General features: G+C 57.4%; 8 protein-coding genes and 1 pseudogene. 4 read left to right on the top strand and 5 right to left on the bottom strand.

The window, feature by feature from the left end:
- Nucleotides 1-28 precede the first annotated feature (28 nt).
- Nucleotides 29-2,237, top strand: a pseudogene (locus PCPL58_RS32445) (autotransporter outer membrane beta-barrel domain-containing protein).
- A gap of 106 nt (nucleotides 2,238-2,343) precedes the next feature.
- A complete protein-coding gene (locus tag PCPL58_RS18315; protein ID WP_083188425.1) occupies nucleotides 2,344-3,876 on the top strand; it encodes a hypothetical protein in 1,533 nt (510 codons plus the stop codon).
- Between the two features lie 43 nt (nucleotides 3,877-3,919).
- On the opposite strand, the gene PCPL58_RS18310 is transcribed toward PCPL58_RS18315, so the two are convergent.
- From PCPL58_RS18310 to PCPL58_RS18290, 5 genes are all read right to left on the bottom strand, one after another.
- Complete coding sequence (locus PCPL58_RS18310; protein WP_003366756.1) at nucleotides 3,920-5,035, bottom strand: fimbrial protein; 1,116 nt, start codon at nucleotides 5,033-5,035, stop codon at nucleotides 3,920-3,922.
- Nucleotides 5,036-5,082: 47 nt separating this feature from the next.
- Nucleotides 5,083-7,596: a fimbria/pilus outer membrane usher protein gene (locus PCPL58_RS18305; RefSeq protein WP_065350096.1), complete on the bottom strand. Its 2,514-nt coding sequence runs from the start codon at nucleotides 7,594-7,596 to the stop codon at nucleotides 5,083-5,085.
- Nucleotides 7,597-7,633: 37 nt separating this feature from the next.
- Nucleotides 7,634-8,380 carry a fimbrial biogenesis chaperone gene (locus PCPL58_RS18300; RefSeq protein WP_065350095.1) on the bottom strand — a complete coding sequence of 249 codons (747 nt, stop codon included), beginning with the start codon at nucleotides 8,378-8,380 and terminating at the stop codon, nucleotides 7,634-7,636.
- Between the two features lie 106 nt (nucleotides 8,381-8,486).
- A complete protein-coding gene (locus PCPL58_RS18295; RefSeq protein ID WP_065350094.1) occupies nucleotides 8,487-9,050 on the bottom strand; it encodes a fimbrial protein in 564 nt (187 codons plus the stop codon).
- Between the two features lie 355 nt (nucleotides 9,051-9,405).
- The gene (locus PCPL58_RS18290) at nucleotides 9,406-14,487 is read right to left on the bottom strand and encodes an RHS repeat-associated core domain-containing protein (RefSeq protein WP_065350093.1); all 5,082 of its coding nucleotides are present in this window, start codon (nucleotides 14,485-14,487) and stop codon (nucleotides 9,406-9,408) included.
- 282 nt (nucleotides 14,488-14,769) lie between these two features.
- On the opposite strand from PCPL58_RS18290, the gene PCPL58_RS18285 reads away from it, so the two are divergent.
- Together PCPL58_RS18285 and PCPL58_RS18280 are read left to right on the top strand one after the other, a co-directional pair.
- Nucleotides 14,770-16,557: a hypothetical protein gene (locus tag PCPL58_RS18285; protein ID WP_065350092.1), complete on the top strand. Its 1,788-nt coding sequence runs from the start codon at nucleotides 14,770-14,772 to the stop codon at nucleotides 16,555-16,557.
- A 66-nt stretch (nucleotides 16,558-16,623) separates the two neighbouring features.
- Complete coding sequence (locus PCPL58_RS18280) at nucleotides 16,624-19,065, top strand: hypothetical protein (protein WP_065350091.1); 2,442 nt, start codon at nucleotides 16,624-16,626, stop codon at nucleotides 19,063-19,065.
- The last annotated feature ends 29 nt before the right edge of the window (nucleotides 19,066-19,094 follow it).

Below are 19,094 nucleotides of genomic sequence, written 5' to 3'. Positions count from 1 at the left end.
CAGGTCTACCTCAAGGTAATGCATCGTCATGAATGCTCCATTCGTGCTGCGTCCGCTTTCATGGACATTGAAAACCGTTATTTTTCTCTCTCCCTTGCTGCCTGGCAGTCATGCCTTTGCGCAAATCCTTGTCAATACGCCGCAGACCATTGATGCAACAGGTCCGCTGGACAGCTATCGGGTTGTCAGCACCGGAAATCTGACGGCCAACGGCGCGACAACCCTGCAAATATCCACGATCACCGGGGCGCAGCTGACGCTCACTGGTAGTCAGGTCAGTGCAGGCACCAGCTCTTCAGCCGTATCGTTGACCGGGGCAGATGCGTTGATTGTCGGCAGCGCCCTGACAGGTGGTGCGGATGGCCTGGGGATGGGCAATGAAAGTGCACGACTGGTCGGTTCCACTGCCACCGTCATCGGCAGCACGATCACTGCCACGAATCGCGGGATAAATGCCGGCTCGCTCAGCAACCTGACCCTGGAAAGTACTTCGGTGACGGCCACCGGCACCAATGGCAGAGGCATGGAGATGTTTGACTCCACGGTGAAGGCGTCCGGCAGTACCCTCACCGGGCAGCAATATGGCGTGCGCTTGCGCGCTGACCCGGCCGTACCCTCAAGCAATTTATTGGTCCTTGAGGGAACCCGGGTCGAAGGTATCACCGGGGCGGCGCTGATCGTCGGAACGCCCACCGGTGCGCCCGCGACTGCCGATATCCAGGTCAACAATGGTTCTACGCTGACCGGCGGCAATGGCAAGATACTGGAGTTGATCAACGGCTCAACGGCTCAACGGCTCAACGGCGCACATGACCGTGGACAACAGCCATCTGCAGGGCGATGTATCGGCGGGTGAGGGCAGTACCGCCAGCCTGTCACTGCAAAATAACGCGACCCTGACCGGGCGCCTGGAGAACGTATCCAGCCTGTCGCTCAGCAGCCGAGGCCAGTGGGTGATGGTCGAGAACGGTCAGGTGAATGAATTGTCCATGGACGGCGGATCGGTCAGGTTTGGCGACGCGGCCTCGTTTTACACCTTGTCGCTCGCCAGCTTGTCAGGGAATGGTACGTTCATGATGGACGTGGATTTCGGTGGCAAGACCACTGACTTTCTTGACATCACGGGCAGTGCGACCGGCAGTCATACCTTGCTTATCGGTAGCACGGGGGCTGATCCGCTCAGCGACACCAGCTTGCACGTCGTGCATGCGGCAGCCGGCGATGCCAGCTTTTCGCTCTCAGGCGGCGCAGTGGACCTGGGCGCCTGGTCCTATGACCTGATCAAACAGGGCGATAACGACTGGTATCTGGATACCGCCACCCGGACCATCAGCCCGGGCGCACAGACTGTCATGGCGTTGTTCAACACGGCGCCGACTGTCTGGTATGGGGAGTTGAGCACCTTGCGTTCGCGCATGGGTGAGTTGCGCATGGACGAGGCCCGTTCCGGCGGCTGGATACGGACCTACGGCAACAAATTCAACGTGGCCGACGCCTCGGGCTTCGGATATCGGCAGGTTCAGAACGGTGTTGCTCTCGGCGCAGATGGCAAGTTGCCTGTGGGGTCGGGACAATGGCTGGCGGGTGTGATGATGGGGCAGAGCTCGTCCGACCTCAGCCTGGATCACGGTGCCAGTGGCAAGGTCGACAGCTACTCGCTGGGCGCTTACAGCACCTGGCTGGACAGCGAGAGCGGCTACTACGTCGATGGCGTGATCAAACTCAATCAGTTCAAAAACAAGGCCAGAGTCAATCTCAGCGATGGTTCCCGCACGCGCGGCAACTACGACAATCTGGGGGTTGGCGCGTCGCTGGAGCTGGGTCGGCATATCAAACTGGACAACGGTTATTTTCTCGAACCCTACACCCAACTGGCGGGCCTGGTCGTTCAGGGCAAGGACTACGCACTGGACAACGGTATGCGCGCTGAGGGTGACCGCAGCCGGTCGCTGCTCGGCAAGGTCGGTACGACGGCGGGGCGCAGTTTCGATCTGGGCCAGGGACGTACGCTGCAACCTTACGTGCGGGTTGCCGTGGCTCACGAATTCGTCAACAGGAACGAGGTCAACGACAACGTCTTCAATAACGACCTCTCCGGTTCCCGTGGCGAGTTGGGGGCGGGCGTTTCGGTGTCACTGTCTGACAACCTGCAGTTGCATGCTGATTTCGATTACAGCAATGGCGATGCTATCGAGCAGCCGTGGGGCGCCAGTGCAGGCTTGCGTTACAGTTGGTAGCGACAGCGAAGCGGGGGGCTGATGCTTGATCGATGGCGCTGATGCGCCAACGGTCCTATCACTTGTGCCAGTATCCGCAAAAAAAACAGGGTGTTAACTGACGGGCATGGCGGTCGGCAAACGGGTCGGCCACCGCTTTCTCCTACTGGAGGCCTGGCTCATGTCTGTCATTTCAAAGTGGATCGAACGGATCAGAGTCCTCTTCTGGCCGGCTTCAAGACGCAAGAGCATGCTGCTTGCGCCGCCTGTGATCGCCGAACTCCTGCCTGACGTACCCGGCGGTGAACCCAATCTGCTTCCCAGCAGTGCCTGGCTCGTGCCGTTGCGGGTCGATTTTCCCATGTGGCAAAACTCCGAGCCCACTCCGGGCGACCCTGAGTATCTGCGCGTGTACTGGAATGACCTGCTGCTGGAGGAGAAGGTCTGGACCAAACCTGTACAGCCTGTCGATCTGTTCATCATGATCGCGCAGCAATACCTGGGCGAAGGCCAGCATCGACTCCGTTATAGCGTCGAGACCGCCAATCAGGTGCAGACCGAATCCGAAACACTGGCCTTTGTCATTGATAAAACGGCACCGGTATTCGCAGACGAAGGGGCGCTGATTTTTCCGGAAGAAATCATCAGGGATGGTCTTACCTCGGCCTGGCTGGACTCTCATGGCAACACCGTGCTGGCCGAAGTGCCCGCGTATTTTTCGCCGAGCGCCGGGGATCTCATTATCTGGTACTGGAGCAGTACGCTGACGGGCTCGGAGCACACCGGAACCCTGACGCTTGAAGCGTCCGACATCGGTAGCACGATCAATATTGCCTTCGACAAGCAAATGGTTCTCGAGAGTGGCGATGGCATTCGTTATGTGTCCTACAGGTTGAAGGATCGCTCGGGGAATGCCGGGCCCCGTGCGCTGGCTGTTTCGCTGCTGGTGCGTGCTCAGCCAGTACCGCGTGTGCTGCCACCCCCGCGGGTTCAGAAGGCGTCAGGCTCGGCAAGCGCCAGTACGCTCGATCCGTTGGATGCCTATCAGGGCGCCGTGGTATCGATACCTGAGAGTGCCGTGATTGCTCCCGGTGACACCGTCCGCGTCCAATGGGCCGAGCCCGGCAGTGTGGGGGCCTTTCTTACGGAGGTAGCAGACTCGAGACTGTTCAACATTCCTTCCACACAGATTGCCCAGCATTTCGGCAAGTCGATCCCCGTTTATTATGAGGTATTCGAAAAAAGCGCCACCCCGCCTTATCTTTCGGACCTGCATACGCTGAGTATCATGGTCATGACAGGCTTTCCGGTGGTGCAGTGTGACAAAGTCTCCGGGGGGCGTCTGAGCCTGCAGGACATTGCAGAGGGAGGCTACGCACGGTTCACGCTCGACAGTTGGTCATTCATGGGCACTGACCAGTTCCTCACCATCGAGGTGCATGGTGTCAGCAGTGCTGATAATCAATTGTTGATCGTTAACGTTCTGGATGAATACCCGGTGCCGCGGGTGGACGATAAAATCGACGCCGGTGTTATCAGCAAAACGGATTTGAAGGCATTTAATATAGGCACTCAGCTCGATGTCCGGGTGCGTGTGAGTTTCGATCAGACGCTCTCCTGGCAGTCTTTTCCTTCGCTCAGACCAACGTTGTACCCCTGAGGAGGAGGTCATGGACCGCCAGTTGGCAGTCCATGATGCATTGCTACTTGTAGGTCATCGTGAAGCTGAGGGCTCCTTTGGCCTTGCCCGGCCGGATCGCGCTGCTGGCCTGTGTCTGATAGAACCGGGCGTAGAAGTTCAGTACAACGTTACCGGGTGTGATCGCCATGATTGGCACTTCGGTCTGCAACTCCATGGGCGTGACTCCATCACCTTTGAGAACCTGAATCCCCATACCCTTGGCGTCCGAATCGCTGGTCAGGGTGAAAACCCCGCTGCCGACAGGGCCCTCGGGGACCGAGCCTTCGACACCATCGAGCTGGATATGCGCCGTTGCCACGAAGCCGTCACCCGTATAGGTCTCGCAGTTGCTCAACGCAATACTGAATGGCACCGCAGGTGTGGTGAAACCGGGACCGGTGAAGTCAGCGCTGTCCCACTCACCCAACTGCACCGTGTCGGCACTGACCGGATCTGCACCGACGCTGCACTGTGCCTGAAGTATTGTGCCGGTTAGCCCGAACTTCATGATCCTGCCAAGCGTTGTCACGCTTCCGGAGAACAGTTCACTGCCATTGAGCACATTGGGGCCGGAGGGAATCGGTCCGGTCTTGACCAGCGTGACATAGTTGTTCAGATGAAGAAAACGCAGGCTCGTGAGCATTTTCTCGTGGTCGTTGAGGCCGATGAACGGAACGGAGGCGCTGCCACCTACAGGCGTGAAGCAATTGGGGCAGTTCCTGTCATACGGAAACTCCAGTCTTACCCGCACCCCGACGCCCGGAATATTGGTTTGCAGTATCTTGCCTGTGAGGTCTTCCCCGTTTATAGGGTCCACCGTGCCCGGAAAGATCGGAGCCGTTGCCGTAGCGTTGAATTCCAGAAGCGCCGTGCCGTCATTTTTGCAGGCCGCCTCCAGGCCTGCCTGGTCTGGTGTGGCGTTAAGCATATCGATGCTGCCGATAAAGGTACCCACTGCGGCGTCTTTGGGGACGTAGAGCGTGCCGATGTCGCGCCGGTAATCCTTTATTCCCGGTGAGGAGACCCAATAACAATCGTTGCTCGGTGTGTCATCCGGTTCTTCGGAGTAAGCCGCAGCACTATAGCTGGTCCCCAACAGGATCAGACTGGGGAGCAGGGCATTCAATGCAGTGTTCATGGGGTGATTCCTGAAATAACAATGTCGCGGACGGCTCAAATCTGATGTCACTGGGTACACGTCATGTCTTGCATTCGGTAACCCTTGGCCAGAGGCATGCCCGCGGGGTCTATGTGCAGACGACACTGAGGGTCGCTTTTCTCACCCCAGCGGACATCGAGGGTTTGGGCCTGCATGCCGGTAGACAGCAAAATCTGCCCGCCTTGCCCTGCGATGCCCAGAATGTTGCCCTGCGCATCGCTGACCTGGGCGCCGAATGGCAGCGGCTTGCCACTGTCAGTGGTTGCATTGATGACCAGGCGCGTCACCTTGCGCGCAGCGAAGGTGGTCTTGATCACGGCCCCCCTGGCAGGTACCACTTGAGTACTGGCGTTATCGATTTCCACCTCGGGCCCCAGTCGGTCGGTTTGCAAGGTGATCGGGTTATAGCGGTAGGGGCGCAGATAGGGCATCAATGCGTAGCCGCGACTATTGGTCCTGACACCGGTAGCGTTCTGTATGCCAACGCCGGGTGTATCGGGTACTTCGATCAGGGCGATGGTGTCGCCCAGATTCGGGCCGAACTCGATGCCGTCCGCATGCAGCAACAAGGCGCCACTGACGTTGACTGATGCACTTCGATAATCATTGCCCTGGGTCACGCCGGCGCCGAGGCTGGCGAAGGGCGCCTGATAGCCTGCCGCAAGGCCTGCACTTTGCTGTTTGCCGTCATCGTTGCTAAGACTGGCGTGATAATTGACGCGGTTTTCATAGAAGCTCCCGCTCAGACTGCCCCGTTGACTGTGGCGATTGGCGCTGCTCTGCAGGTCGAGTGTGGCATTACTCGAATGGCCGGTGTCGAGGGGCATCGAGATACTCAGGCCGAACTGCCGGTCGTTGCCGCGGCTACTGTCTACGCTCAGTGACTGTGAGGCGTAGAAGTTGTAGGTGATCCCGGCACGATGGGTGTTGACGTTGAGTTGAAATTGCCGCTGCTCGATATCGCGGCCCCAGTAATCCTGTTGCGACAGCGTCAGACCTACGCTGCTGCGTGCGCCGATTCTTTGATGAACCGAAGCTTCCAGGCGGCTTCGGCGGCTGCCTGTGAACGTAGCGTTGTTGCTGCGCTGACTGACGGCTTCGTCGAAATCCCGATAGCCTTCGGTGGAGTAGCGATAACCTGCGAAGCGCAGATTGGTATGGGTAGTGAACGCCTTGCCATACTTGATGGCGTAACTCATGCCCTGCACGCTGGACCGACCGGTTTGATCGATATTGGCGCGTGACCGGGTCACATCGAACGCCATCGCCCCCAGCAGGCCCATGTCCCGCGACACGCCCAGTGCAGCGGCGTGGTAGAAGTCGCTGGTCATCAGTCCGCCATAAAGGGTTGAGTTCCAGCCTGTTCCAACGGCCAGCGTGCCTTGCCACAGCCAGGGATGCTCGGTGGCGTAGGCGCCGTTGAAGCGGCCCAGGGCTGTGCTGTATTTCCAGACGCCTTCGCGCAACAGGTTGCTGATGGTCGAGTAGGGTTGAGTAAAGCGCCGGACCTGTCCATCGGCCTCGGTCAGCACGATCTCCAGTTCGCCGCTGCCCGCCGTGTTCAGGTCATCTATTTCATAGGGGCCGGCACTGACATACGTGGAGTAGATCGGGTATCCGTTCTGCAGCACTTCGAGTTTGGCCCTGCTTTGCGCCACGCCACGAATCACCGGTGCGTAACCCTGCAGGGAATCGGGGAGCATCTCCTGATCGGTTTTGATCAACCCGCCCTTGATCGGCACGCTCTGGAAGACATCGCCGCCGGTGTAGGTTTCACCCAGGGTCAGGTTAGCGTGCGTGCCGGGCAGGTCGCGCTGTGCATAAGCGTAGGCTCTGGTCCATTCGCGATGTCCCTGTGCATCCTGGCGCACGCTTTGATTGCTGCGCAATCGCCATGATCCCAGGTTGATACCGGTGTTTAGGTACAGGTCTGCGCTGCTGCTGGTGCCTGTCTCCCTGTGGGTCGTCTGTTGCGCCGAGGTCTGGTAATTGATGAAGGCGGCGTTGACGCCGTAATCCCAAAGCGCCGGGTCCACTCGACCGTTGGCATCGCGGCGCATGGCGATCTGCGGTATCGAGATCGACAGTTGCAGTTTGCCGCCGTCGAGTACGACCCTGGAGTCCGGAATCAATTGCCCCAACGCGACACAGGCGACTTGCAACGAGGCCGGGTCGGCCAGACTGTCGAGGCGTACGCCGATCTGCTCAAGCAATTCCGACGACAGGCAGGGCAGCAGGCCGCTGCCTTGCGGGTCGGCATCGAAACGGATCTGCCGTTGGCCGAAATAGCGCATATTGACGTGGATTTCTACCCAATGGTCGCCTGGCCCGAGGCTCTCGACAACTGACAACTGGTTCAGCACGCTGGCCGCGGCCGCACTGTCATAGTCCTGGCCCTGACGCAGGAAGCCGGACTGGAAATTGACAGGGGTTGCCGCCTTGGTCAGTTCCAGCGGAACGGTCACGCTGCCGCACACAATCAGCACCTGCATAAAACGCAGGCGCACCGGTATGAACCCGAAATCGGGTAATAGGGTCATGTTCAATGTCCTGGGGATGAAGCGTGCCAGCGCTGTTTCAGTCAGTCAGCGTGGCCGTAGCTGTCTGCGGCTGGCTGTAGCCGCCGTAATCGTTGATCGCGGCAAACACCACCTGCAGGCCCGGTACCGCTTTCGTTTCGTTGAGCGTGTAATGGCGAGAGCTGAACGGGCCAAGCATGGCGACTTCACTGACCTTTTCAGTCCTGCCACCGCCGGAGACGTCGAGGCGAATGAACGACACATGAAAGGGCGTCGGATTCATGGCGGTCAGCTCTGCCTTGCCGGCAATCTGCCGGACCGACCATTGCAATTCCTTGAGGCGGGCAATGGGGTTGTCAGTCAGCAGAACCGGGCGATAAAACAGTTTGATGCGGGTACGCAGGGCAATATTCAGTACATTGCCTTGCGAAGAGTCGGCTTGAGGTATTTCCTGCACGTTAAAGTAGAACAATGACTCACGATCAGAGGGCAGGTCGTGGGGCAGGCCATTGATCTGTACCTGTTGTTCCTTGCCCGGATTAAGGCGGAAAAGTGGCGGCGAAGGTGCGAATGGAACGACGGTGACAGTGTCGTCTGCCTCCGTATTTACCCAGGTCTGCACCGCGAACGGGCGATCACTAGGATTGGATATGACCACCGACGTACTGCGCTTGTCGCCGTCGAACACTATACGCGTTGCGTTGACGGTCAGTGCTGCCTGGCTGGCGGGTATATAAGCTGCGCATATGAATAACATCATGCACCCCGCGAGGGCAGGTCTTTTAAAAGCCTGTTGGCAAATCATGGAAAGTTACCTTGTACGTTCAGATCCGAACGGACCTGAACGTAGTGAAGATGCTTCACGTGAAAAGACTATTGATCCTTACACAGTGAGCGAGTGGGTCGATGTATCAGTTGATCGCGACAACAAACTGGACATCCGCCGAAGCAGCACCGGGTTGAACGGTAGCCAGTGTCGAACGGTAGTAGGCGTTGAACACCATGTCGGTGACACCCCCCTCGACCAGTGGATAAGGCGCCGAGGCGTCGCCTGGTTTGATGGCGGTACCGGTCTGGTCCTTGATCACGATCGCAACGCCCTTTGCCCCGTCGACAGTAGGGGTGACGCCGAAGTAGTCGCCGCTGCTGTCAGGGGCGCCGATGAAGGTGACTTTGGCAGTGTTCGCGGCGCCGCCAGACGTAAGACCGCAACTGCCGTCGTCATTGACGCGCAGGGCAAAGCTCTTGCCAGACAGTTCGTCACCGATGCCGGTGAAACGGTTGGCTTCGATAGAGCCCATGTTCACCACGTTGCCGATAGAGCCATCGCCCGGATTGACCACTTCGATAGGGCAGGTGGTGGCGGTGATCTTGCCTTCGAAACGGATGGTGCCGGGGCCGGGGTTGGCGGATGCGACAGTGCCGGTCAGTGTAGTCGCCAGAGCAAGGCCCAATACGGATAGCATTTTGTTCACGATTAAAACCTTATAAGTATTAAAGTTGCAGGACTAAAAATGTAACTATTTATGGTGTCTTGGTAGACGGTTTGTGTTGTGTGTCATGACGGGGCGGGAGTTTACAGCAGGAGCGTTAGTTGCAAAGTCTCTGAAGCACTTTGTTTAATGGCGGGAGGTGTAGGATATTTCCTAAACTAGTGTCATACATTTAAAATCTTGAGTTTTATGTTGTTCCGGGTCTTTCATGGGGCTGTGATTTTTTGTTCGGGCAGAGAACCCGAAGGGCAAATGTAACGGTATAGAATTAGAGGCGATGACTGAAATGCCGCCGACAGTCACGAGTTTTTTGTCAGCGGCGGGAAGTTCAGATTTGTTATATGCGAATACCGCCTATAACCTGGAATACGTTTGGCCCTAAGCCGGGAATCGGTTTAAGAAAAGCCGTTCGCTGTAGAAGCCATGAAGGGCCATTGGATGCTGCTGTATTAGTTGCCGATTGCTGGTTGACCCTGGCGTTAGGCCCTTTCGTCGGCCGCGGGTTCGGTTGAGGTGGCACACCCCTCAAGATGGATGCTCTTGGAATCTCCCCATCCCTAACCAATCCGGGTACGGCCAAATTCGCTGGGGCAGACCCACGTCGCGCAGCTATTCCAGGCGCGGCCTGCAAATCGTCAAGTGATCTCCTCATTATCTTACTTCCTTGGTCTAAAGCCTTGGTCGTAGCCTTGAGCGCGCTTTTAACCGCACTTTTCAATAGCATCCCACCGGCGTCCAAAGGTATCGCGGCGTAGCCGACGTATTCCCCTATCCGAAGGGCTGTGTCGTCTCCTTTCGCTGCACCATAAGCAGTGGCAGCCGTTGATGCAGCACCCAGAACGGTCCCTGCCGCCAGCACCCCGGTTGCGACGTAGGCCGCCGCCTGTGAGGTCATCGTGATACCCAGGACCGTTACAGGAACCGAGGCGGGCGCGGCCAATCCAAACGATGCATATGTCGCGTAGGCACCTGCTGCCGTGAACGCTACGCCAACCGCAAGCATGACCCAGGTCATCATTCCAATACCCCCCGACATCTCTGCAGGTATCTCATCCTCATCGGGTCGTCGCAGCCTGCCACTCTGGGAGCTGGCGTCATGCCCGGTGGGGTCGCGCCAGGCAATGGGATTGCCCAGGCAATAGGTATAGGGGTTGACCCCGCCTGCACCAAAGGGGCTCAAGGAGTCAGGGCTGTGAAAACGCATCATGCCCGGGTTGTAGGCTCTGTAGCCGTTGCCCAGCAGGTACCAGCCCGTATCTGTTTCGCACACCTCGCCGTTGAACCCGGCAACGCTGAGCAGCACGTCATCGCTGTGGCGTTCTCCGTAGGCGCTGTAGACAGCCGTTCGCAACGTGTCCTGCTGGAACTCACCGAGAACGCTCTGGTTCGCATCCGTCAGCAACAGCAGGGTTTTGGCAGGTTCTCCGATGATCTGCTGGCCTATGGGTTGCTCGTCAATGTGCAGAAACTGAGTACGTCGGTCGTCCTGCACCGTGCTGCTCAACTGCTGGCCCTGATAAAAACGCAGTATTTCGCTGTCACTGCCATTGCGGGTGGTGGACAGATGATTATGGCCGTCGTACGTGTAGGTGTTGATGGGCTCACCCGCCGGTTTTACCACCCGAAGAAGGCGGCTCTGGCTGTCGTAGTGCAACTGGTTGCCATGCTCGTCAGTGCACTGATTGCCGTTGGCGTCATAGCTGAACGTCGGGTCCGGCGTGTCCCGTGGAGGCCTGTAGGTGATGCCCAGTAACTGGCATTGGTCCTCGGAGTCGGGGTCACCCTCTTTGCCATAGCGGAAAGTGGCTGTTTCAGTGTTGCCGTCGGCAAATTTGGTATAGCTCAGGGTCATGTTGTCCAGCTCGTCGAAGGTGAACGTCTGGCTGAGCATCGCCTTGTCGGAAGCGTGCACTGGCAACTTACTGCCTGAATAGGTGATGCCGGTCAGCCGGGCTCGGGTGTCATACCTGAACTCTTCCAGCAGCAGCGTATTGCCCGCTTCCCGCAAGTGGCGGCTTCGCATGAGCCCGTCGGGTTGCCATTGCTGTTCCAGCGTACGTACAGGGTGATTGCCGGCAATCTGCGTCCTGAGCACTTCCTGCCCTTGGTCGTCATATTCCATAAGGTTTATCAGGCGGGTCCCGGCGACGATGTCATGGGTTGTCATCTCGCAGGGCTGACCCAGTGTGTCATACCGGGTGGTCACCTCCACGTTGCCCTGAGCGGCACTTTCGAGTCGGCCGAACGTGTCATACCGGTAAGTCGTTTCCACGCCTTTGACACTGTTTTTGACGCCGCCTCTAACCCGGCCCTTGACTACGTCTTTAACCGGATTTTTGACCTCTTTTTGTTCGACATCGGTGCGATACATCGTACGGCCCTGCAAGGATGTCCGATGCAGGGTTTGCCAGGTCCGGCCTTGCGGATCTTCCCAGGTCTCTTTGGTCAGCTGGTTATGCGCGTCATAAGCGTAAGCGCGCTTGCCCTGCTGATTAGTGGCAGAGACCAGGCGGGCACTGACGTTGTCATAGTCGAAACGGGCAGCGTCATCCGGTGCAGTACTGGAGACGATCTGGTCGGTGAGCTCCCGCTTGTAGGTGTAGCTGATGGCATCACCCATGGCCGTCGTGCGGGTTTTGACCTGCATTTGACCATCCTCGTACTTGTAGTGCTCCACACGTTGCCCTGCCTGCGCCCGTGTCAGACGGCCCAGCCCGTCGAACTTCTGTTCGCCTGTCAGGCTTTTGGTAATACCGTCCCGATGAATCACGCTCAGGCTGGTCGGCAGCTCGGTGGTGCTGAACGGTTCATATTCACGATGTGCCTCGCTGCTATCCGGCAAGCGTGTTCTGACCATGCGCGACCAGGCGTCATAGCTGAACAGGGTTGTGTCGTCTGACTCGTCAGTCTGCTGCGTGCAGCGCCCCATTCCGTCGTAGAGAAAGGTTTGTGAGCCCAGATCTTCTCCTGCTGCGTTCTGGCTCTTGATCTTGTCCGGTTTGCCGAACATGTTCAGCCAGGTCTCGCTACGACCACTGATCAGAGGTTCTGCGTCACTGCTTTGCACCCACGTCTTCTGGACCGGACCGTTATGTTCTTCACTACCGATGGGGTCGTAGTACTGGTGGGTCTGTACGCCGTGATCCGAGGTAATGACAGACTGGCGGTTCCAGTCGTCGTAGGTGTAGGTACTTTGCGTGGTGAACCGTTGCTGGTTGTCGAACCAGTCGTAATCCATTTCGTATTGCACATTGTTCCAGGCGTTGTATTGCGCTGTATGGATCATGCGCATCGCTTTCAGATCATTGCTGTCGATGTGGTCCCGTTCCTCGAGTATTGCCCGGCCCAGGCCATCCATGACAGAGCGCGTCCTGACCTTGCGGGCGTCGGTCAGCACTTGTTCTGCATGCTGTCCCGGAGCGGAACACAGGGTGTACTCGTACTCGCGACTGGCTTCATAGCCAGCACTTGAATTCGGTGCGATCGTTTCCTTGGTAAGCCGGTTGAGCGCGTCATAGGCATAGCGGATCTCCACGCCTTCTTCCAGGGTAATCAGCACCTGGCCGGTCAACAATGATTGCTGTTGCTGCTTGCTTATGCGGGCATTGTCGAAGCCGATAGTGGTGATCTCTATCAGCTGTACCGGGACCTGCAAGTGTTCGCTGTTGTCCTTGTTGTTGCCCTTACCCTTGTTCTTGCGGTTGCTGCTGTTGCTGTGACTGATGCTGGCGTGGCTGTACTCGTAGACGGTAACGGTGTCCTTTCCATTCAGGGACTCGATATTTTTCCCGGTTCGACCATGCTGGAAAGACGCGTCCGGCTGGTTGATGTGCTCCAGCAGGATCTTTTGCAACTCCACAGAGGTTCCATCGCTTTCAAGCTGCAGCAGTGTTTCGGTTTCCGGCACGATCCAGTCGGGTAACTCGCTGCCGGTCAGTGCAGGCAGCGCGCTGTAGCGATAACGTTTGGACAGGGTAGGGGCCCCGGGCTGCGACGACAGGGCGGGTTTGACCACTTTTTCTTTCAGTCGTGAGACAAACCCTTCCGCATCGGCCGGGCAACCGTCGCCACCGGCGGCCGGGTACCAACTGCTGACTTCTTGGATCCCGTCGGCGCGTGTATGCACCAGCGGATTGCCGTAACGGTCATAGGTATTGGTGACGGTTTCTGTGCGCGTCCGCTCAGGCTCGTCCAGCCGTTGCCAACGGGTGGTGACTTCGCTGGGTAGCTGACAATCGTCGGGCTGTCTGGAGTAATGCACGTCCTCCAGGATGTTGTAGGCGGTGGTGACCGTTTGCTGGTTTTTGTTCTGGGTGGTGACTTCGCGGGTCTGCAAGTGAAAGCGGTTGAAGGTGCGCTCTATGCTGCGCACGGCCTTGTTGTCGACCCACAGGCTTTCGGTACAGACATAGTTGTACTCCTGCAGATATTTATAGAGGTTGTCCAGGCCGTCGTCTTTCCAGGCGATGGGCAACCCGGCACCGAGAAAATTTAGTGAGCGTTGCTGGCCGTCCTTGTAGGTATATCGCACATCGACCTTTGCCTGACTGAGGCCGGGATCGGTGATGTGTCTTGTCACTCTGGGTATGGGCTGGCGAGCGGCGCTGGATGGAAACGCATGGCCTTCATCCTGGTAGTAAATTTCTTCGCTGCTTCCAGAGGGCGTCTCTACATGGTTGATGCATAACTGATTGCCGTTCTTCAGGGCATATTCGAAGCGCCACGACGCATTGTTCTCGGTGGGCAGGGTGATGCACGTTACGTGTTTTGTGCCGGTGAGGGTCATCAAAAAGCGCGCCAGTGGAGTACCGCCAGTGCCCGCGTACGGATGCAGTTTCAGCTCGACGGATGTACTGCTGCGTGCAATTGCCAACAGCGTCTGACCCAGGTCGTCAGTGATCGAAGCAAGTCTGTAGGTGCTGCTGTTGAACACCGTGTGCTCGAGCGCGATGCTGTGTCCCGACGGGGCGATGATCTTTACCGGCCAGGCCATTTTTTTATTACCGCTGCTGTGCAGCTTGAGGATTTCCATCAGACCTGATTTGTGCACCACCCGGTAAGACGTATCGTCCTGTTTGTAGAAGTGGAAGGTGTCAATTTTCTTCTCGGTCATCGTCAGTAGACCGTTGCTGCCGGTGCCGTCGACCCGGAAGGTCTCGCCTGTGCTCAGGGACAGGATCTGGGTGGCAGGGTCGTACTGCGACAACTGCAGGTTCCAGCCCAGGCCGTAGCCGCTGTCCAGCGTATTGAGCTGATTGTAGGACAGGTCGAGTCGGAACCCTGGCCCGCGCAGGTCATTGCTCTGCAGATCGGGCATGCTGATCGATATGTTGTAAAGCCCGGTGCGTGGGTCGACGCCGCTTTTCAGACAACTCATGAAATTGAGCGCGTTGGAGTGCACGGAAGTGGAAGCAGCCATGGAGCGGACCTCGCTGATTGATGCGTGCCAAGCGCAGCGGTGTCTGACGATTGTGCAGTCCTTGCGCTCTGGTCATTGACGACCCCCAAGCCTGAACGCCCTGAGGCGTCCGTGTGGCTGGAAGTCTTGCCTAACCCTAACAGTCCTTACCCGGGCAACAACCTAGCAGTAGTGCTAGTGGGCAACCGATGGGCATCGGCGTAAAAAAAGTCCTATCCGCACTTGCAGGGTCAACCCTTGCGACCTACCCATTTCAGCGGAAACGAGAAAGGAGTCTCACTCATGGCGCTGAATTTCCCCGCCCCCAAGGTGCCTGACTTGCAGCAGCCCGGGAACTACCTCGATCTGGATCAGTTGGGCAGTGCCGACCTGACCACCTGGATTGACTACCCAGGGATCAAGAACTGCGATCGGTTCATGCCCAACTGGCGAGGTTGCGGCGCCCTGGGCGAAGTGGACGACTACGTCAACGATTTGATCGAGGTCGCGGGGCTGCAGCCTGAAGGTATGCTGCTGATGATCACTAACCCGTTGCTGATGAGGCTTGATCAGGGCTGGGTGTTTTACTCGTATGTAGTCGAGGGCAGCATCGAGGAATCCCAGCGCCTGTTCTTCTATGTCGGCAAACGTCCGTCAGCCGCCGCCGGGCTGGGGGTGCCGCAATGCAAGGAGTCTCACGATCTGAAGCTTGACCCCGGCCTGCTGTGGGATCTTTCTGAGCTGTCGATCGTGACGCCGTCGTATCTGGCCATGCGCGAGGGCGACAGAGTGACCCTCACACTGGATCTTTATTACAGTGACGGCAGTTTCGCGCTCCCTGTTATCCTGTCCCGGGTATTGGCGCTGGAAGAGGTGGGCCAGCCTCTGCAGTGGTCGATACCGACTAACGAACTGGTGCCAATTGAAACGGGTGGCTTCGCGCTGATGAGCTACCTCATCGAGTACGGCGATCCCGCATTGACAACGGTTTCGGTCACCCAGTCGCTGGCCATGGTCATACCCTCCTTGGCGTTATTGCCGGCCTTGAAGATCAAGGATTTCAGCGGCGGCTCACTGGACCCGGAAGCCTTCCCTGGCGGCATCACCCTGCTGATCGATCCTTTCGGCATGCAGATCAATGACGATGTCGTGGTTTACATCTCCAGCGGCAATCAGCTGGTGCAGACCCTGAGGGCCGACATATCCAATATCGACAGTGGCGTGCTGCAGTTCTCGCTGGCGAAGGCCTGGCTTTCTGCCAATAACGGCAAGAACATTGAGCTGATGTATCAGTATGCGCTACCGGGCCATGCCGCCAGCTCGTTGCCGCTCAAGGTAACGCTGAGCCGTCCGCTCGATCTTCCTGTGCCCGTTATCGACGACGCCCAGATCGAGAGCGCTGAAGAATGGGGAGTAGTGGGCTATATCCATGCCTCGTTGCTGCTGAGCGGGGTGAAAATTCGCATACCGAAAGATGTGTTCATCGGCGACGACTACACGATACAGATGCACTGGGAGGGCAATACAGGCACGGGCAGCTTTATCGCCGATCCTTCGCCAGACAACCCGCACCTGTTCATCATCCCGTCCACAGCGGTCCCGGCCAATATGGACAAGTGGGTGAGCGTCTATTACAGCGTCGTTTCACCGTTGCAATCAGGCACTTCGCCAGTCTTCAAGCTGGAAGTCAGAGGCCTGGGCCCCGTTTGGCCATATATCCAGATCATGCGACCACGCGTTACCGATACCCTGCTTTACCTTGACTGTGTGCCACCGGAAGGTGCGCTTCTCGAGCTGGCATCCTGGGCCTACATGGCACCCGGGCAACGGGTACGAATCAAGGTTACTGGCTTGTCCCAGTCGGGTTCGCCACAAGCGCTCGGGCTACGTACCGGCGCCGCCGAACCGCTCACTGAGGCGGAATACGATGCCAGGCAGGTGCCGGTGATCATCCCGAGGGATTTCCTGGACAGTCTGCAAAGAAAGAGTCTGACCAACATCGTCACGGTCGAAGTCAGCTTTGATGACGGGGCGAATTACACACAGTTTCCGTCTATTAATTTCATCGTACTGGACGGTCTTTTTTTATAGGCCGGCAGGCTGGCGCAGGACGCAACAGCCACTGGCATGACCCCACACATACACGGACGTAACCCCATGGCCAATAACACGCTGAACCACCTGACCGAGTGGATGAAAGACCTCGACAATAATGTGATGTGGGGTTGGGACTCCATCGCTGCAATGGCCCGAGGCAAGGTGAATAACCTGTTGCTTCAGGAGTATGTCGCGCGTTTTTCGTCGGATACCTATCTAAAGCCTGTGAGCGGAGAGGTGAGGCTGAGCGAAGGGTTTAAAGAAAGCATTCACAATTTTATTCTGGATGCGCCCAGGCTGGCCTTCTCGAACGATAACCTCGGTCAGTCTCATGCGACATTGACCTGTTCGATCCTGGGCGGAACCCAATTGACGATGAAGAATAACGTCGATAATTGGGAAGCCTACAGGGTCATCCATATCGATGCGCTGCAAGGTCCGAAGCTGACACTGGATCTCGCGCTGGAAAGGGTCCCGGGCAATATCGAGAGCGATGGCCGGCTGCGGCTCGACCTCAAGGACAGTGACAATTTCATTCTTACCTTCGCGGCTGACAGGACTGACCGGGCACTCGGCGGAGCTTTTTTCAAAGCCTTGTTCAATGCGTTGCCGGACGAGGAGCGCATATGGACGCTTGGCGTGATCAAGCGTGGCACGAATAATCTGATGCACCCACAGTCTTTCAAACTGCGCACCCAGACCAATCCCGCTGCACCTCTCGACCCGCATGCCGCCAACTACGGCGACGGGGCCGTGTTGGTGTTCATTCGTCTGGAAGGCAGTCAGGAAGGCGGCGACATCCCGGTAGAGTACCAATACCTGATACCGGATGATGTCGGGAAAGATTACTCGGCCACCGTGTTGTTCAGTGCGGAGCGTACGTTCAAGGCGGCACTGTTCATAGGTGAAGTGACCAAGACCATTGCTTCGGTTATTGAAGGCGTGGTGTTCAAACCTGTTCATGATGGCTCCGGCCGACTGGTCAAGGCGACTGCCACGTCGGGCAGACTGAAGACGTCCGAGTCGAGCAGCCAGGATGTCCAGGTTCAAATCGATGGCGTGTCAGTCCTGGCAAATGTTTACAAAACCGAGACCTGGCTTGATGCGTTGGGGAGCACGCCTTTGTCTGTGGAGCTCATTGCCGATGGCACGGTGGCATTGACCTGGAAGTCCAAAGCAACCCCCGGCGTTGTGCTTACGTTGCCAGGCCATGGGGCGCTGCTGGTCATGAGCAAGGTCGTCACGGTCGATGTACGGTGCATTTATACCTTCGCCGAAGAAAACAACGACTTGGTTTTGATCCCCAGCCTCACGATAAACACCATCATCGATGGCCTGACTTTCGTGGAGATCCCTCCACCAGCAAACAGCTTTTCATTACTGTTTTTAATAGAGGCGGTAAAAAGCAATTTTGAGAAGTTGAACAAGGACCCGTTCGAGTCCGACATCAAAGCCGCACTGGCACGCAAACTCGCTACTCGTGTGCCGATCAGTTCGTTCATCCGGGACAGTATCGATCTCAATTTCAACGAAGCCATTGTGCCTGATGTACTGCGTGGGCCCAGAGACATAGCCGCCTTCGGCCGCATCAACAGCTCCGGGGCAGACTTTGTCGTCAGCCCGGCGGAGCATCTGATGGTGGACGACAGTTCCACCACCTTCTCCATTCAACCGCCGGGTGCGAATGTGACCTGGAGTGTCGAACGTCTGCAGGGCGATGCGCAGAACTTCGGTGCCATCAATGGCACCGGCCGATATTACGCGCCAGAAGCCTCTTTGACCGAGCTTGCGTTCACGCGTGTTCGGGTGACGGCCACTGACATGAACTCCAACTATCAGAGTTCGGCGCTGGTCACGATCGTGACCAACCCGATCACCGTCAATCCGTTGATTCAGGTGTGTGACGCCGGGCAGATTGTGGAGCTTGAGGCAGGTTCGCTCGGCACAGAAGAAATGCACTGGTCGCTCAAGGATCCGGTTTCCGGCGAAAGCGGTGTTCTGGAGGGCAGTGCACTGGCTGATGGTGATCACCGTTACGTCGCGGCGCACAAGGTGCCCGGCAAAACCTATGTTCTGGATCAGATAGTCGTGACCGGCGGGCAGGCGAGTGTTTCGTCGTGGGTATTGGTAAAGCATCAAACCCCATTGATAACGGTGAAAGTCGTAAAAACCGTGGAGGTTTCTGAAGTTCTGGAGGTTGCGAAGGTCGACAAGTCCGTGGACGTTGTGACCATTCGTGCCGATCAGGTTCAACTGCAAGCGTTTGCCAATGCCGTTGCGCTGCCTGGCGTCAAATGGAGAGTAGGCGCCGGGAGCGGGAGCATCAGTGACGGCTTGTACACCCCCGACATATCGTCGACTGACCGGTTTGTGCTTATTTTTGCCGAGGCCGATCATCCAGTCTTTGACGTCATGGAGGGGCATATCATATTGCCGCTACCGGTGGGCGGGTTTGCCCCGGAGCTGGAATTGATGAAGGGCAAAGAAGTACCGGCGTCCTGACCGAATGCGCATCGGTCTTTGTATATCAA

It is taken from the genome of Pseudomonas cerasi, assembly GCF_900074915.1.
Classification (GTDB): domain Bacteria; phylum Pseudomonadota; class Gammaproteobacteria; order Pseudomonadales; family Pseudomonadaceae; genus Aquipseudomonas; species Aquipseudomonas cerasi.
This window is presented reverse-complemented; position numbering and strand designations above follow the sequence as displayed.

Bases quoted from the DNA above. Each gene is read 5' to 3' on its own strand.
- PCPL58_RS18315 (WP_083188425.1), top strand. From the start codon at position 2,344: ATGGCGGTCGGCAAACGGGTCGGCCACCGCTTTCTCCTACTGGAGGCC.
- PCPL58_RS18310 (WP_003366756.1), bottom strand. From the start codon at position 5,035: ATGAACACTGCATTGAATGCCCTGCTCCCCAGTCTGATCCTGTTGGGG.
- PCPL58_RS18305 (WP_065350096.1), bottom strand. From the start codon at position 7,596: ATGACCCTATTACCCGATTTCGGGTTCATACCGGTGCGCCTGCGTTTT.
- PCPL58_RS18300 (WP_065350095.1), bottom strand. From the start codon at position 8,380: ATGATTTGCCAACAGGCTTTTAAAAGACCTGCCCTCGCGGGGTGCATG.
- PCPL58_RS18290 (WP_065350093.1), bottom strand. From the start codon at position 14,487: ATGGCTGCTTCCACTTCCGTGCACTCCAACGCGCTCAATTTCATGAGT.
- PCPL58_RS18285 (WP_065350092.1), top strand. From the start codon at position 14,770: ATGGCGCTGAATTTCCCCGCCCCCAAGGTGCCTGACTTGCAGCAGCCC.
- PCPL58_RS18280 (WP_065350091.1), top strand. From the start codon at position 16,624: ATGGCCAATAACACGCTGAACCACCTGACCGAGTGGATGAAAGACCTC.